At 68.5% G+C, this 15,556-nt stretch carries 16 protein-coding genes, 1 pseudogene and 1 riboswitch; of the genes and pseudogenes, 10 read left to right on the top strand and 7 right to left on the bottom strand.

Translation table 11 applies throughout. From position 1 onward, the window contains the following. Positions 1-23: 23 nt before the first annotated feature. Positions 24-851, top strand: a complete 828-nt coding sequence (locus tag FBY35_RS17940) for a hypothetical protein (protein WP_186356960.1) — start codon at positions 24-26, stop codon at positions 849-851. Between the two features lie 130 nt (positions 852-981). Here FBY35_RS17940 and thiC read toward each other — a convergent pair whose 3' ends face one another. After that, the gene (thiC, locus tag FBY35_RS17935; RefSeq protein ID WP_142214759.1) at positions 982-2,772 is read right to left on the bottom strand and encodes a phosphomethylpyrimidine synthase ThiC; all 1,791 of its coding nucleotides are present in this window, start codon (positions 2,770-2,772) and stop codon (positions 982-984) included. After that, a riboswitch (TPP riboswitch) is annotated at positions 2,766-2,900 on the bottom strand. It overlaps the preceding gene by 7 nt. A gap of 70 nt (positions 2,901-2,970) precedes the next feature. Here thiC and FBY35_RS17930 point away from each other — a divergent pair. Next, positions 2,971-4,299, top strand: coding sequence for a YibE/F family protein (locus tag FBY35_RS17930; RefSeq protein WP_142214758.1), 1,329 nt, complete (start codon positions 2,971-2,973; stop codon positions 4,297-4,299). A 66-nt stretch (positions 4,300-4,365) separates the two neighbouring features. Here FBY35_RS17930 and FBY35_RS17925 read toward each other — a convergent pair whose 3' ends face one another. The 4 genes and pseudogenes from FBY35_RS17925 to FBY35_RS17910 form a co-directional block, all read right to left on the bottom strand. After that, entirely contained in the window at positions 4,366-4,800 is a 435-nt protein-coding gene (locus FBY35_RS17925) for an SsgA family sporulation/cell division regulator (protein ID WP_142215131.1), read from the bottom strand. A gap of 229 nt (positions 4,801-5,029) precedes the next feature. Next, a pseudogene (locus FBY35_RS17920) lies at positions 5,030-5,430 on the bottom strand (helix-turn-helix domain-containing protein); the annotation flags it as partial. A gap of 184 nt (positions 5,431-5,614) precedes the next feature. Next, on the bottom strand, positions 5,615-5,827 hold the full coding sequence (locus tag FBY35_RS17915; RefSeq protein WP_142215130.1) for a DUF5326 family protein: 213 nt from the start codon (positions 5,825-5,827) through the stop codon (positions 5,615-5,617). Between the two features lie 128 nt (positions 5,828-5,955). Continuing rightward, on the bottom strand, positions 5,956-6,273 hold the full coding sequence (locus FBY35_RS17910; protein ID WP_142214757.1) for a cupin domain-containing protein: 318 nt from the start codon (positions 6,271-6,273) through the stop codon (positions 5,956-5,958). Between the two features lie 51 nt (positions 6,274-6,324). Here FBY35_RS17910 and FBY35_RS17905 point away from each other — a divergent pair, with 51 nt between their 5' ends. The 5 genes from FBY35_RS17905 (at position 6,325) to FBY35_RS17885 (ending at position 10,088) form a co-directional block, all read left to right on the top strand. Next, a complete protein-coding gene (locus FBY35_RS17905) occupies positions 6,325-6,702 on the top strand; it encodes a phage holin family protein (protein WP_142214756.1) in 378 nt (125 codons plus the stop codon). 64 nt (positions 6,703-6,766) lie between these two features. Beyond that, entirely contained in the window at positions 6,767-7,207 is a 441-nt protein-coding gene (locus tag FBY35_RS17900) for a low molecular weight protein-tyrosine-phosphatase (RefSeq protein WP_260848706.1), read from the top strand. Next, entirely contained in the window at positions 7,204-8,358 is a 1,155-nt protein-coding gene (locus FBY35_RS17895; RefSeq protein WP_142214754.1) for a cystathionine gamma-lyase, read from the top strand. Before FBY35_RS17900 ends, FBY35_RS17895 begins: the two co-directional genes overlap by 4 nt. Before the next feature lie 307 nt (positions 8,359-8,665). After that, complete coding sequence (locus FBY35_RS17890) at positions 8,666-9,556, top strand: LysR family transcriptional regulator (RefSeq protein ID WP_142214753.1); 891 nt, start codon at positions 8,666-8,668, stop codon at positions 9,554-9,556. Between the two features lie 52 nt (positions 9,557-9,608). Continuing rightward, complete coding sequence (locus tag FBY35_RS17885) at positions 9,609-10,088, top strand: NUDIX domain-containing protein (protein WP_142214752.1); 480 nt, start codon at positions 9,609-9,611, stop codon at positions 10,086-10,088. A 27-nt stretch (positions 10,089-10,115) separates the two neighbouring features. On the opposite strand, the gene FBY35_RS17880 is transcribed toward FBY35_RS17885, so the two are convergent. Together FBY35_RS17880 and FBY35_RS17875 are read right to left on the bottom strand one after the other, a co-directional pair. Continuing rightward, a complete protein-coding gene (locus tag FBY35_RS17880) occupies positions 10,116-11,882 on the bottom strand; it encodes a globin domain-containing protein (protein WP_142214751.1) in 1,767 nt (588 codons plus the stop codon). A 241-nt stretch (positions 11,883-12,123) separates the two neighbouring features. Then, positions 12,124-12,840, bottom strand: coding sequence for an HAD family phosphatase (locus FBY35_RS17875; RefSeq protein WP_142214750.1), 717 nt, complete (start codon positions 12,838-12,840; stop codon positions 12,124-12,126). A 180-nt stretch (positions 12,841-13,020) separates the two neighbouring features. Between FBY35_RS17875 and FBY35_RS17870 the strand changes: the two genes are divergently transcribed. Genes FBY35_RS17870 through FBY35_RS17860 form a run of 3 tightly spaced genes read left to right on the top strand, consistent with a single transcriptional unit; the run spans position 13,021 to position 15,555 of the window. After that, positions 13,021-13,881: a GNAT family N-acetyltransferase gene (locus tag FBY35_RS17870; protein WP_142214749.1), complete on the top strand. Its 861-nt coding sequence runs from the start codon at positions 13,021-13,023 to the stop codon at positions 13,879-13,881. A gap of 45 nt (positions 13,882-13,926) precedes the next feature. Further along, complete coding sequence (locus FBY35_RS17865; RefSeq protein ID WP_142215129.1) at positions 13,927-14,379, top strand: GNAT family N-acetyltransferase; 453 nt, start codon at positions 13,927-13,929, stop codon at positions 14,377-14,379. 15 nt (positions 14,380-14,394) lie between these two features. Further along, complete coding sequence (locus tag FBY35_RS17860) at positions 14,395-15,555, top strand: winged helix DNA-binding domain-containing protein (protein WP_142214748.1); 1,161 nt, start codon at positions 14,395-14,397, stop codon at positions 15,553-15,555. The last annotated feature ends 1 nt before the right edge of the window (position 15,556 follow it).

Below are 15,556 nucleotides of genomic sequence, written 5' to 3'. Positions count from 1 at the left end.
CCGGCCCTACGGAGCATCGGGGGATGCACATGAACAGCGCTCCGCACCTGCTGACCGAGGACCGCGCCGAGTACGAGCGCATCCTCGACGACGCACTGCGCAACGCCCATGACCGCCCGGATCTCGCCGCCGTGGGGCAGCGCCTGAACGCCGAACAGCTGCGCACGATGGCTCTGAACGCGACGGCGCTGATCACCACGGCGGCGGCCGCCGAGTACGAGCACTACACAAAGATCCGCGAGGAGATGCGTTCCCCCGCGGCCGCAGCTTCCTTGCGGCAATCCGTGCCGGCCTCCCCCGAGGTCGGGGTGTCCCAGAGCGGTGCCGGGTTCGGCGCCGTCATAGCCGTGCTCGCACCGGTACTCGCGGGGACAGCCGCACTGATCTTTCTGCTGGTCGGCTACATCCTGAAGATGCTCAGCCCCGCACCCTCCTTCGCACAGACCCTGGTCTCGGCGGGCTGGTTCTTCGCGGCCCTCACAGCGGCCGCCATTCTGGCCGCCGCGATAGGGCTGCTGCTGACCGCGCTGCGCAACGGCGCGACCCAGGTCCAGGCCGAGGAATCGACGGGCGAACTACCCGACGAGGTGTCCCGGGCCAAAGAGGCCTGGCGGCACGCCCTGCTGGAGCGCGGTCTCCTGCCCTTCCTCAGAGCGGCGCTCGACGACCCCAGCGCAGACCCGACCTCCGCGACCCCGCCACGCCATGTCAGCCGCATCCCGAAGGTCGGCTACAGCGGTCCGGACTACTCCAGCCCGAGCGAGGGCTCGACGACGGGCCAGCGGCCCACTTTCACCAGCCCGGACTTCACGAGCCCGGACTTCGGCGGCCCCGAGCACCAGCCCGAGTGATCCCCGGTTCTTGGATCCCCCTGACGCCGTGTTCCGCCCACCAGGTCCCGGTCCGGCCGGCGGTACGAGCACGGCCCGCGCCTGCGACAGGGCTGGGGCCCCGGAGGCACGGACCGTCTACGCGTGCGCCTCAGTCAGCCAGCGGCAGATAGACCCGGTTTCCCGCTTCGGCGAACTCCTTCGACTTCCGGAGCATCCCCTCAGCGACTTCCTCAGCCGTCGCCCCCGCCGCCGCAGTGCCGCCGAACTGCTCGTTGATGCTCTGGCTGATCTTCATGCTGCAGAACTTCGGACCGCACATCGAGCAGAAGTGCGCGGTCTTCGCCGGCTCGGCCGGGAGCGTCTCGTCGTGGAACTCCCGTGCCGTGTCCGGGTCGAGGGCCAGATTGAACTGGTCCTCCCACCGGAACTCGAACCGGGCGTCGGACAGCGCGTCGTCCCACTCCTGCGCGCCCGGGTGCCCCTTGGCGAGGTCGGCGGCATGAGCAGCGATCTTGTAGGTGATGACGCCCGTCTTGACGTCGTCACGGTTGGGCAGGCCCAGGTGCTCCTTGGGCGTGACGTAGCAGAGCATCGCAGTGCCCCACCAGGCGATCATCGCCGCCCCGATGCCGGAGGTGATGTGGTCATACGCGGGGGCCACGTCCGTGGTGAGCGGGCCGAGCGTATAGAAGGGGGCCTCCTCGCAGATCTCCTGCTGGAGGTCGATGTTCTCCTTGATCTTGTGCATCGGGACGTGACCGGGTCCTTCGATCATCGTCTGGACGTTGAAACGCTTGGCGATCGAGTTGAGTTCCCCGAGCGTGCGCAACTCCGCGAACTGCGCCTCGTCGTTGGCGTCCGCGATCGAGCCGGGCCGCAGACCGTCGCCGAGGGAGTAGGTCACGTCGTACGCGGCGAGGATCTCGCAGAGTTCCTCGAAGTTCTCGTACAGGAACGACTCCTTGTGGTGCGCGAGACACCAGGCCGCCATGATCGAGCCGCCGCGCGAGACGATGCCGGTCTTGCGGTTGGCGGTCAGGGGGACGTACGGCAGGCGCACACCCGCGTGGACCGTCATGTAGTCGACGCCCTGCTCGGCCTGCTCGATGACCGTGTCCTTGTAGATCTCCCAGGTCAGTTCCTCTGCCTTGCCGTCGACCTTTTCGAGCGCCTGGTAGAGCGGCACGGTGCCGATCGGCACGGGAGAATTGCGAAGCACCCACTCACGGGTGGTGTGGATGTTGCGGCCGGTGGAGAGATCCATGACCGTGTCCGCGCCCCAGCGCGTCGCCCAGGTCATCTTCTCAACCTCCTCCTCGATGGAGGAAGTGACCGCGGAGTTGCCGATGTTGGCGTTGACCTTCACCAGGAACCGCTTGCCGATGATCATCGGCTCGATCTCCGGGTGGTTGACGTTGGCGGGAAGGACCGCGCGGCCTGCGGCGATCTCCTCGCGTACGACCTCGGGGGAGACGTTCTCGCGGATCGCGACATACTCCATCTCCGGCGTGATCTCGCCACGGCGGGCGTACGCGAGCTGCGTCACCGCCTGCCCCTCGCGTCCCCGCCGGGGCTGGCGGGGGCGGCCGGGGAAGACCGCGTCGAGGTTGCGCAGACCGCCCCTCGGCGAGGTGTGCTTGATCCCGTCGTCCTCGGGGCGGACCGGGCGGCCCGCGTACTCCTCGGTGTCGCCGCGGCCGATGATCCAGTTCTCCCGCAGTGGCGCAAGCCCGCGGCGGACGTCGGTCTCGACGTTCGGATCGGTGTACGGGCCGGACGTGTCGTACAGCGTCACGTCTTTGCCGTTGGTGAGGTGCACCTGGCGGACGGGCACCTGGAGGTCGGGACGCGAGCCCTCGACGTATCCCTTGTGCCAGCCGATGGACTTCCCGGCCTCTGGCTGATTCGAGGCAGGCGTGCGTGCGTCCTGAACGGTCATCGTGACCTACTCCCTACGCCGGCATTACCCGGTAACAGGTTCGGCGGTCGGCGCAGCCGCTTCCGTACGGTTCGTACGGATTTCAGCGCCCTCTCAGCCCGGTGCTCCGAGCTCCCGCGTGTGCAAAGGTGTCACCACGCTAGCGTCATTTCGAGCGTGCTGAACAGAGGCCCCCCTCGTTCTTGCGATGATCTGCCGGTGACCTCATCGCCGACACCCGCGCCGCAGACGCCCGAGCCCCATGGCCATTCCCACAGCCATGGGCCCGCCGTACCTGTGTCACAGCACCTCCGCAAGGTCATCGCCGCAGTGCTGATTCCTTTCGCCGCGGCCGTGGTCGTCGGCCTCGTCGTGCTCTGGCCGGGCGGCGCTCCGGGCCATGAGCGCACCGGTGTCGGCTTCGACCGACAGACCGAGCAGGGCAAGGTGGTGCGGGTCGAGAAGGTCAACTGCAAAGACGTGAACGCCGCGCAGGTTTCGCCGACCGGCGACACCTCCACACCGGAGGGGGGCGAGGCGGCCGATGCCCGGCAGGGCAGGTGCGCGAAGGCGACGGTCAAGGTCACCACCGGCAAGGACAAGGGCCGCACCTTCGTCGAGATCGTCCAGCCGGACGCGCCCCGTCAGTTGAGCGAGGGCCAGGGTGTGGTGGTGGCGTACGCACCCGACGCACCCCGGGAACTTCAGTACTCCGTTACCGATGTGGACCGCGAGTTCCCGATGGCGCTGCTGGCCGGGATCTTCGCGCTCGCTGTGGTGCTGGTGGGGCGCATGCGTGGCCTGATGGCACTGATCGCGCTCGCCGCCTCCTTCGCCGTACTGACCCTGTTCATCCTGCCCGCGATCCTGCAGGGCTCCAATCCGCTGATCGTCGCGGTGGTCGGAGCGAGCGCGATCATGCTGATCGCGCTCTATCTGTGCCACGGGCTGACCGCGCGCACCTCGGTCGCGGTGATCGGCACTCTGATCTCGCTGCTGCTGATCGGGCTGCTCGGCTCGCTGTTCATCGGCTGGGCGAGTCTGTCCGGCAACACCGACGACAGCACCGGCCTGATCCACGGCCTGTTTCCGAACATCGACCTCAGCGGTCTGCTGCTGGCGGGTGTCATCATCGGCTCGCTCGGTGTGCTCGACGATGTGACGGTGACCCAGACCTCGGCGGTGTGGGAACTGCGCCAGGCGGACCCGCTGATGGGCCGACGGGCGCTCTACCGGGCCGGTATCCGCATCGGCAGGGACCACATCGCCTCAGTCGTCAACACGCTCGTACTGGCTTACGCGGGCGCCGCGTTGCCGCTGCTGCTGCTCTTCTCGATCGCCCAGAGCAGTGTCGGAACGGTGGCCACCAGCGAGTTGGTGGCGGAGGAGATCGTGCGGACCCTCATCGGGTCGATCGGCCTGGTCGCCTCGGTGCCGGTGACCACCGCGCTGGCGGCGCTGGTGGTATCCGCGGACCGGCCGGGTCCTCCGGCGGCGACGGGCAGGGCGGCCGTACGAGGCGGCGGTGGCCGCCGACGCAAGAGGTAGCAGCGCGAGGTGGTGAGCAGAGAGGCAGCGCGCCCAGAAGTAGGCGCCGTGTGAAGGAGCGGCAGCTCAGCCTGCGTTTTCCTCCGCGAGAATGCGCCCGAGGGCCTCTTCGAGATTGCCCTCGAAGTCACCGACCGTACGCTCCTGCCCCAGCGGCACCAGTTTGTCCGTACGGTCGAGAAAGGCCACGAGCGGCGCCGCACTCACCCGGAACAGCGCCCGCTCACAGCCGACCTGGAGCCGGACGGTCACATCGGACAGCCTCCCGGGGCGCGTCGGCGCAATGTGCACATCGCCGTCCCCGCTCGGGCCGTTGATGCCGTCCACCAGCAACTCCCGGCCGAAAGTCCAGGTCACAGGCGCATCTCCGGGCAGGTGAAAGGTCATCCGCACGGCGAACGGATCCTTCGTCTCGTACCGGAGCTCCACCGGGATCCGGAACGAGAGCTCCTCGGAGACAAGGAAACTCATCCGGACCTCGGCCTGGACCGACTCGCGCATCATGTACCCCGCAGTGGATGAAGCAGTGAACGGAAGGTTCGGCAGCAGGGGGCCAGGAAAGATCCCCATGGCCCTGTGGACGTAATCGTCCAGTACGGGCGCGAAGATCACAAGGAGTGAGTTTTCAGATACCGATAGAGAACATGAGGGAGCCGCGAAGCCCCGTTGTCCCACAGGGTAGTTGTTCGACCGCAGGCAGCAACCGCACTTCGCGGTTAAGGGGAGGGCCGGCCCACTCGTCGACCGCGGGGACACAGGAGGTGTCGGCGAAGGCGACGATGCCGATCTCACCATCGCGGTAGACCGCGAAGCAGACCGGGCCGCCGATGGCGTCCGGCCGGCGGTCGCGCGAGGCCTCGGGCCTGCTGCGACGATTCTGCAGAGCTCCGCCGAGAGCCAGCCGGCGGACCGCGTCACCGAGGACGAACACGCCGTTCTCGCGGCGCAGATAGTCCTCATGCGTCAGTGTCCTGAGCAGGTGGTACGCGGTGGGAAGCGGAAGGCCGGCCTCGCGCGCGAGCTGTTTCGCCCGGGCTCCGTTCCGATGGGAGCCACAGCCTCCAGAAGCCGCAGTGCCCGCTGCACCGAACCGATCAGGGTAGGGACAGCGGCTTGGGTAGCCGTGGCCAAAGGTCACCCCCAGGCATGGTGACGGGCAGATTGCCCGGCCGCTGCACGGACTTCCCAAGGGGCGGATTTCCCGAGGGGCGGCAGCGGATTGTCACTGTAATGGCCGCCCCTGTACGGGACTGAGGCTTTATCGGGCTGTTCCCCCGGCCGGGCTAACGCCCGTCCGGATATGTCCTCTTGGTGACTACCAGTCGCTGCCCGAGCTGGAGGACGACATGAACTTCCGTACGACAAAGACGAGTCCGCCGACCAGTGCGACGAACAGCAGGACCTTGAAGAGCAGTCCGATCACAAAACCGATCACGCTCGCGATCAGGCCGCCGAACAGCACCAGGGCGATGACGGGCACGGCGACCCACTTCACCCACCACGGCATCCCCGCGAATATCTCCCGCACAGCCATCGTTCTTACCTCGTTTCTCTGGGTTCCTGGCTTCGATGCTAGGCGGGAGGGGATGGTGTCCGGGGGCCCGAGAGCCCTTGATCTCCCCTGATCGAACCCCTAGGGACAAGGCAGGGTCCCGGTCAGCTCTCAGGTGGAGAGAAGACCACCATGACCCGCAGGTCCTCGGTGATGTGGTGGAATTTATGGGCCACTCCGGCCGGGACATAGACCACACTGCCCCGTCCGACCTGGGTCGTTTCCGTCCCGACCGTGATGGAGGCGCGGCCGCTGACGACGAAGTAGACCTCGTCCTGGCTGTGGGGCAGCTGGGGGTCGAGATCGCCGGCATCCAGTGCGTACAGTCCGACCGACATGTTCCGCTCGCGCAGGAATTGGAGATATGCGCCGTCGTTGGCGGCGCGCTCCGCCTCCAGTTCGTCCAGTCGGAATGCCTTCATGGTCCGTCCGCCCCTGCCCTTCGTCCGATCACGTCTGCCACGATCAGACACATGATGAATTTCCTAGTCAAGACGATCGCCAATGCGGCAGCCCTGCTGGTGGCCATCTGGCTGCTGGAGGACATAACCCTCACCGGGGACAGCACCGGCAAGAAGGCCTGGACCCTGGTCCTGGTGGCGCTGCTCTTCGGTCTGGTCAACTTCCTCGTCAAGCCGGTCGTGACGCTGCTGACACTGCCGCTGTTCATCCTCACCCTCGGGTTGATCACGCTGGTCATCAACGCCCTGATGCTGCTGCTGACCTCGTGGCTGGCCGACCAGCTCGATCTCAACTTCCATGTGGAGGGCTTCTGGACCGCCGTCCTCGGCGGCTTGATCATCTCTGTCGTTTCCTGGGCGATGAATGTCGCTCTGCCGGACAAGGACTGAACACCGAGTGAGTTCTGCGTATCGCGTCTGCTTCGTCTGCACCGGCAACATCTGCCGCTCGCCCATGGCCGAGTCCGTCTTCCGCGCGCGCCTGGAGGAAGCCGGACTCGACGGGGTGGTCGAGGTGGACAGCGCCGGCACCGGAGGCCGGCACGAGGGCGACGGTGCGGACCTCCGCACCGTCGCCGTGCTGGAGGCGAACGGCTACGAGTCCGGGCACAGCGCGCGGAAGTTCCGCGCCTCCTGGTTCCCGCTCCTCGATCTGGTGATCGCGTTGGACGAGGGGCATCTGCGGGAGTTGCGGCGGCTCGCGCCGACGACCGCGGACGCCGCGAAAGTGCGTCTGATGCGGTCGTACGACCCGTCCGCGGCCGGGGACCTGAATGTTCCCGATCCGTATTACGGCAGTATGGACGGTTTCGAGGAGTGCCTGGAGATGGTGGAGGCGTCGAGCGCGGGTCTGCTCGACGCCGTACGGATGGCAGTCGAGGAGCGTGCCGCATGAGCGAGCGGAAGGGTTTGGGCAGGAGCGGGACCGTGGGCGAGGGCACAAGGGCCGTACGGGCCGGACTGCCCGAGCCGGTCAAGTACGAACCCACCCTGCCGGGACCGGTCTTCGCGGCCCATTTCCACCTCCCCGGCGAACCCACCGGTCCGTACACCTACGGCCGTGACGAGAACCCGACCTGGAGTCATCTGGAGCGGGCGATCGGTGAACTCGAGGCGCCAGGGGAATCCGTCGGGACGGTGGCCTTCGCCTCGGGGATGGCGGCGATCTCGGCGGTGCTCTTCTCGCAACTGAAGGCGGGGGAAGCGGTGGTGCTGCCGGACGACGGCTACCAGGCGTTGCCGCTGCTGCGGGAACGTCTGGAGGCCTACGGCGTCGAGGTCAGGACCGCGCCGACAGGCGGCGACGCGCAACTGGACGTGCTCGACGGGGCGCGGCTGCTGTGGATCGAGACGCCGTCCAATCCGGGGCTCGACGTGTGCGACGTTCGGCGGCTCGTGAAGGCGGCGCACTCCGCGGGCGCGCTCGTCGCGGTCGACAACACCCTCGCGACGCCGCTCGGCCAGCGGCCGCTGGAGCTCGGCGCGGACTTCTCGGTGGCCAGCGACACCAAGGGCATGACGGGCCACGGAGACATCCTGCTCGGCCATGTGACCTGCCGGGACCCGGAGTTGGTGGCGGGAGTACGGCGCTGGCGCAAGGTCGTCGGGGCGATTCCCGGCCCGATGGAGGCCTGGCTCGCCCACCGGTCGCTGGCCACACTTCAGCTGCGGATCGAGCGGCAGTGCGCGAATGCGCTGGCGCTCGCGGAGGCGCTCGGCAGCCGGGGCGAGGTGAGCGGGCTGCGGTATCCGGGGCTGCCGTCGGACCCCTCGTACACGATCGCCTCGCAGCAGATGCGGCACTTCGGCTCCGTGGTCTCCTTCGTGCTGCCGGATCGCGGGCACGCGGAACGCTTCCTGAGCGGGCTGCGGCTGGTGGACGACGCGACGAGCTTCGGCGGGGTGCGTTCCTCCGCCGAGCGTCGCGGGCGCTGGGGCGGCGATGCGGTTCCCGAGGGCTTCATCCGCTTCTCGGTGGGTGCCGAGGACGCGGTGGACCTGGTGGCGGATGTGCTGCGGGCGCTGGACGAGGCGGCGGCGCGGTAGGGCGGGTGGCCGGTTCAGGGTGGTTCGGGTCGAGGACGGGCGCACCGGGCCGCGTGGCGTAGACCGGTGGCGTGGGCCCCGGGGTCGTACGCCGGAGTACGACGGTGCGCTGAGCGACGCTACGTAGAACGGGCGGCCCGAGCCTCCCCCCTCATGGCTCGGACCGCCCTCGGTTCCACGCCCGAAGAACCGTGCGACCAAGGCTAGTTGACTCTCCGTCAGTGTCCAATCACAGTAGCGACAGCGACCTATCGACATATTTATAGTTGTCCGGTCCGCGGGCATCGTCGGTCGAGAGGGGCTCGGCATGGATCTGGCCCTGCTGCGCACATTCGTCACGGTGCACCGGGCCGGCTCCTTCACCCGTGCCGCCGCACTCCTGGGCCTCTCGCAGCCCGCCGTCACCGGGCAGATCCGCACGCTGGAGAAGCAACTGGGACGGCCGCTGTTCCTGCGCCAGGCCCGCGGTGTGACTGCCACGAGCATCGGGGACGAACTCGCCCACCGGGCAGCCCCTCATCTGGACGCCCTGGTGGAGATCGCCGAGACCGGGCTCGACGAGGAATCGGGCGTACGGACCCTGCATCTCGCGGGTCCCCCGGAGTTCGTGTCGCTGCGCGCCCTGCCCGCCCTCACCCCGCTGACTTCTCAGGGCCTCGCGCTGCGGGCCTCGTTCGGCAATGCCGACGAGACGCTGGAGGGGCTCGCCGCCGGACACCACGATCTGGCCATCACCACGGCCCGGCCGCGCGGCGGGCTGCTCACGGCGACACCGCTCTGCGACGAGGAACATGTCCTGGTCGCCTCGCCGCGCTGGGCGGCCCGGCTGGGGCCCGGAGTACTCCGCGGCGGGCATGTGGTGCTCGCGCAGCTGCCCGTCGTGGAAGTCCACGAATCCCTGCCGTTTGTCTCGCGCTACTGGTCCGCCGTCTTCGACTCCCGGCCTGCAGCCGCGGGCTCCGTGATCGCCCCCGACCTGCGTGCCGTCCTGGAGACCGCAGCCTCGGGCGCGGGCCTCGCCGTGCTGCCGCGCTATCTGTGCGAGGAGGAGCTCCGCACCGGGCGGCTGGTGGCGCTTCTCGACCCTCCCGTGCCCCCGCTGCGTACGTACTTTCTCGTCGTACGGACCGGCACACTCGCACTCCCGCACATCGCGCGGGCGCACGAGTGGCTGCTGCGTGCTGCGGTCGGCTGGTGAACGCAGGGCCGACAGGAGTTTCAGAACGGTCCTGGCGGGCCATTTTCTAGCCATGACCGAACGGCCAGTGGTCAAGCGCACCGCACGCGCCATCCTGCTCGACGGCGACGATCTCGTCCTCATCAAGCGCACCAAGCCCGGCGTGGATCCCTACTGGGTCACGCCCGGCGGCGGAGTCGAGCCCGAGGACGCCACCGTGGTGGACGCACTCCACCGGGAGGTGGACGAGGAGCTCGGCGCCAAGATCACCGATGTGGTGCCCTGCTTCGTCGACACCGTCGAGCACATCGCCGACGGCGGTGTGACGGGGGTGAAGGTGCAGCACTTCTTCGTCTGCCGGCTGGAGTCCATGGACCCCTCGCGACGGCACGGCCCGGAGATCGACCAGCCCTGCGGGGAGTACGAGGTCGTACGGGTGCCGTTCAGCCGGGTCGGCATCGCCGCCGTTCATCTCGTACCGCTGTCACTGCGGCACTACCTGGACGGCAATATCGAGGGGGTGCGCGCGATGCACGCCCCTGACCTGGGCTGACCCGCCGCCCGCCCGGGCTGTCGCGCGCTAGTCGCCCGCCGCGACAAGCTCTTCGAGGGAATCGTGGCGGATCCTGTCGAACGGGATACCCACGCCGCGCAGCGCGTCCACACCGCTGCGGATCATGCCGGGCGGACCCGAGAGATAGGCGTCGTACTCGTACCACGGGCCGAACTCCCGCACGGCGTCCGGGAACTGCGCGCGGTCGTCCACGATCGGGCGCACCGACAGCCAGGGGTGCGTCTGCTGGAGCCTGAGCATGGTGTCGATGTCGTACAGGTCGTAGTCGGTACGCGCCCCGTAGAAGACCTCCACCGGGCGCCTCTCGCCGTGCTCGGCGACGTCCTCGACCAGCGCCTTGATGGGCGCGATACCGGTGCCACCGCCCAGACAGAGCAGGCCGTTGTCGGTGGAGTGGTCGACGGTCATGGATCCCGCAGGCGGCCCGAGCCGCAGGACGTCACCGGGGCGCGCGTGGTGGACCAGGGCGTTGGAGACCCAGCCCGCCGGGACCGCCTTGACGTGGAAGGAGAGCAGACCGTCGGCGCGGGGCGCCCCGGCGAAGGAGTAATGCCGCCAGATCCGCGGCCACCAGGGGGTCTCCAGGCTCGTGTACTGACCGGCCACGAACGCGTAGGGCTGGTCCGGGCGCACGGTGACGACCGCGATGTCGGGAGTCCGGAGATCGTGCGAGACCACCTCGGCATGCCACCAGGCCGGCGCCTGCCGCTCGTTCTCGGCGGCCGCGTCGATCATGATCTGGGAGATCGTGGTGTAGGTGCGCACCCACGCAGCCTCGGTCTCCTTGTCCCAGGTCGTCGTGGCATACCGGGTCAGCGCGCCGAGCAGGGCCTCGCCGACGGCGGGGTAGTGCGCGGGCTCGGTGCCGTATTTGCGGTGGCCGCGGCCCAGGTGCTGGAGGTATTCGGTGAGCACCTCCGCGTTGTCCATGTGCTCGGCCGCGGTGAGCAGTGCCTTGAGGAGCCGGTCACGCTGGGCGTCCATGGCGGCGGGGAAGAGGCTCCGCAGCTCGGGGTGGCGGACGAAGAGCAGAGCGTAGAAGTACGAGGTGACCTTGTCCGCGACGGGCCCGATCTCCGCCATGGTGCGGCGGATGAGGCTCGCGTCGGGCGACGCGTCGGAGGCGGGCCCGGCGGGCTGCGGGTGGGGGCTGTGATGTTCTGCCGGGACCTCTCGCGAGGCTTCGCCCGACGGCGCGCCCTGGCGGGCGGACCGGGCTTCGTGCGGCAGGGCGGCTTCGCGCGGTTCTACGACTTCGTGGGGCCGTTTCGCGGCTTCCCGAGGCCCCTCGTGGCCCACGCCATGAAGCGGCATCGTGCTCTCGGCGGGCCAGACCGCATCAAGGGGCCATGGGGCCTGGTGGGCGTGGGGAGCCTCATGCCGGCCCGGCACGCGAGGATCCGCCTGGTTGTGGCCGGCGCCGGGATTCTGGCGCGGTCCTGCGGCCTCATGGATCCCCTGGCCGTTGTGGGCCTGCTCGGCCCGAAAGTCTTCCGGGGGCAGTTCCCCGCCGGCCGGCGGGGCCTCGGCGGGGGGCGCGGGTCGCGTCTCATCCCTCGCCGGCGGCGCCGGACGCGTGGTGACGGAGCCGACCGGGCGTATGGAGGCGGGACGCCTCGGGGCCACTATCCGCTCCTGATCCGCGTCACCCGCGGAAGTCCCCTCACCGGGGTCGGTCCGGTTCTGGACCGGCCGCTTAGGGGTGAACCACCCGCCCCCGCTGCTCTCGTCCGAAGTGCCATTGTCGGCCGACGTGGTGGTCGGAGCGTCCATTGTCTGCCTCGCCTCGAACATCTTTCGGTCGGTCCGCACATCCGCCGGCTCGGAACGTGCTTCATTCCCCGCTTCGCTCAGGACTACTGCCAGCCCACACTAACCACGACCGCAAGCTGAATCGGGACGACTGAGCCAGAAATGTGACATTGCCCGCAGCGCCGGTCATCGCAGCTTGCCAGGCAGAACTGTCACGAGGGACAAAGAGCGGAAAGTCCGGGCATCCGAACCCGCTTTTTCGTTAGGCTCCATGGCCCCCATGTCCACATTCCGGGTCTCCCGGACCACCCCCGGGCTCGCTCCTGAACCAGCTGCGGTATCGCACCAGTTCATACGCCTCGCGCAGATCGCCCCCCGTATAGGCATGCGTGGCGAGACCCGACAGATGGTGATCGGCATTCATCGCCACCGTTGTGGGCACTACCGCGAAGATCTCCGCGTCGGACATGGAATCACCATATGCAACACAAGTGTCCAGACCCACCCCAAACTCTGCACAGAGCTGATGCGCGATCTTCACTTTCGGGGTCGCGTTGAGAATGCCCGACGGCTCCACGGGCTGGGTGAAGGGCACGTCGGGAAAGCGGGATCCGTGTGCCGCATGAGCCCCCCAGTCCAGCAGCCGCTCCACAAAGAAGGAGGGTGAGAGTGAAATGACGGCGCAGTAGTCCCCGCTCTCACGGATCTCCCGCCATACGTCCTGGATGCCGTCGAGCCAGGGTGCTGCCTCGAACGCTGCCGAGACATGAGCCTGGGTGAGATCGTCCCAGAGCGCGTGCACACGCACCGCATACTCCGGCGGGCCTATCGTTCGGGCGATCAACTCCCGCTCCAGTTCGCCGATCTCCTCGAGTAGCCCCAACTGCCGCGATATCTCCACCGTCGCTGCCGAGCCACGGATCAAGGTGCCGTCGAGATCGAAGATGTGAAGCCTGGGTCTTCTCTTGTGGTACGCCATGTACGCCGAGGTTAGTGCGCGCGGTCACTCCCGCCGTCAGGCGCGATACACCGCCCTCAGGGCGCGGTGTTTCACGTGAAACGTCTCAAAGGCCCTCTCGCCGGGCTCTCCGGTCTGCGCCCTGGCAACTTCCGGGAAAGCGCTGGACGAGCGATCACTGCGTCCGACAGCCTGACCCTTATGTCGACACCACTCTCCGAACTGCCCATCCGCCGTCTGACCACCGACGATCTCACGTCCTGCGCAGATCTCTCCGAGGACCGGGGATGGCCGCGCGAGGAGCACAAATGGGGTCTGTTGCTCACGGCCGGTGCGGGGTACGGAATCGACGATCCGGAAGGCAAGGGTCTGGTGACCGCCTGCGTGGTCACCTCCTACGGCCCCGAGCTCGCCGCGATCGGGATGGTGCTCGTCGCCGAGCGATACGCCCGCAGGGGCGTGGGGCGCCGCATGATGCAGCACGTTGTTTACGAGGCCGGAGACACCCCGCTCACGCTGCACGCGACGCCGTACGGGCAGCCCCTCTACGAGCAGCTGGGCTTCGTCGACGTCGGCCGCGCCGAGTTGGTCCGCGGCCACCTGCGGGCCCCGGAGCCGGCCCCCGTGGCACGGGTGACCACCCGCCCGGCGACGGCCGAGGACCTCCCGGCGATCGTGGGTCTCGACACCGAGGTCTTCGGCCTCGACCGCACCCACATGATCACGCGTTTGCCGGCCTTCGCCGATCAGCTCCGGGTAGCGGAGGAAGACGGGGTCCTCACCGGGTACGCCGCGGCCTGGCCCAATATGCAGACCCATGTCGTCGGACCACTGATCGCCCGGGACACGGAGACCGCGAAGACTCTCGTCGCCTCACTGGCGGCGGGCACGGACCGCCCGCTCCGCACGGACATCGACGTACGGCACGAGGCGCTCATCGCGTGGCTCAAGGAACACGGCCTGGAAACGGTCGCCTTCAACACGGTGATGACCTATGGCGTCCCGGCCCTCCCCGGTGACTGGACTCGCCGCTTCGCGCCGCTGTCGGTGGCCGCGGGCTAGGGTCAGGCCATGGAGGAACTGCGGGTCCCGCGTAATCTGCGGATCATGAGCGATCTGGACATACGCCCCGCGGTACTCGACGACATCCCGGCCATCGTGGCGATGCTCGCCGACGACCCGCTGGGCGCGCAGCGCGAAACGCTGGAGGACCTCACCCCTTACACCGCCGCCTTCGAACGGCTGAGCAAGGACCCGAACCAGATCCAGGCCATCGCCGTCCGCGAGGACCGGGTGGTCGGGACCCTCCAGCTCACGATCATCCCCGGGCTTTCCCGGCGCGGCTCGAACCGCTCGATCATCGAAGGCGTACGGATCCACGCCGATGAGCGCGGCAGCGGTCTGGGTACCCGGCTCATGCAGTGGGCCGTCGACGAATCCCGGCGCCAGAACTGCCAGTTGGTGCAGCTGACCTCCGACGCCTCGCGCACCGACGCCCGCCGCTTCTACGAGCGGCTCGGCTTCGAGGCATCCCATGTCGGTTTCAAACTCCAGCTCTGACCAAGGGAGTTCATTGTGCACCGGATCAGTGACGAGCAGCGCCGCATCCGGCTCGGCCGTCGCCATCTGCTGGCTCCGTCCGTACGGGCCGGCTCCCCGGCGGCGGTCGCCGACGCGCTCGTCGCACTGCACGCCACGGATGCCGCGACGGTGTTCCTCTCCGCCTGCGCCCGCCTCACCGACCCCAGCGTCCAGGCGGTGGAACAGTCGCTCTACGAGGACGTGACCCTCGTCCGGCTGCTCTCCATGCGGCGCACGCTCTTCGCCGTCTCCGCCGAACTCGCCCCGTACGTCGACGTCTCGACCGCACGAGCCATCGCGATCAAGGAGCGCAGGACACTGCTCAGCCATCTGAAGGAGGACGCGAACGGGCTGGACGAGACATGGCTGGCCGAGGCCGAGGAGTCGGTGCTCGCCGCCCTTGCCGCACGCGGCTCAGCCACAGGCAGCCAGCTCTCCGCCGATGTACCTGCACTGAGGACGAAGATCACGGTCTTCCCCGGCAAGAAGTACGAGACGGTGCAGGGCGTCGCCACCCGTGTGATCCGACTGCTCGCCGCGGACTGCCGCATCCGGAGAGACCGGCCGCGCGGCTCCTGGACCTCCAGCCAGTTCCGCTGGACGGTGAGCGAACCCTGGCCTGCGCTGTCACCCATAGAGGCACGGGCCGAACTGGCTCGCCGCTGGCTCCTGTCATATGGACCGGCCACGGAGTCCGACCTCAAGTGGTGGACGGGTTGGACCCTCGGGGACGTACGCAAGGCGCTGTCGGCCGTCGGGGCGGAGGAGGTCGAACTCGATGCGGGCACCGGCTATGTGGCTAACGGCGACACCGCGCCCGAAGAGCCCCTGGAGCCCTGGGCTGCCCTGCTGCCCGCGCTGGACCCGAGTGCCATGGCCTTTGCCGACCGCGGCTTTCACTTGACCGAGGAGCACAGCGCGGCGCTTTTCGACCGATCGGGCAACGTCGGCCCCACCGTGTGGTGGAACGGGCACATCATCGGCGGCTGGGCCCAACGCGCGGACGGCGAGATCGTCTGGCGGCTGCTCACGGACCCTGGACGTGAGGCCGCTGCCGCCATCGCTGCAGAGGCGTCACGGCTGTCGGGCTGGGTGGCCGAGGCCCGGTTTACGCCCCGTTTCCGTACCCCACTGGAGCGGGAGTTGACGGCCTGAG

It is taken from the genome of Streptomyces sp. SLBN-118, assembly GCF_006715635.1.
Taxonomy (GTDB): domain Bacteria; phylum Actinomycetota; class Actinomycetes; order Streptomycetales; family Streptomycetaceae; genus Streptomyces.
Note: the sequence above shows the minus strand (reverse complement) of the source record. Positions and strands in the feature narration are given on the sequence as shown.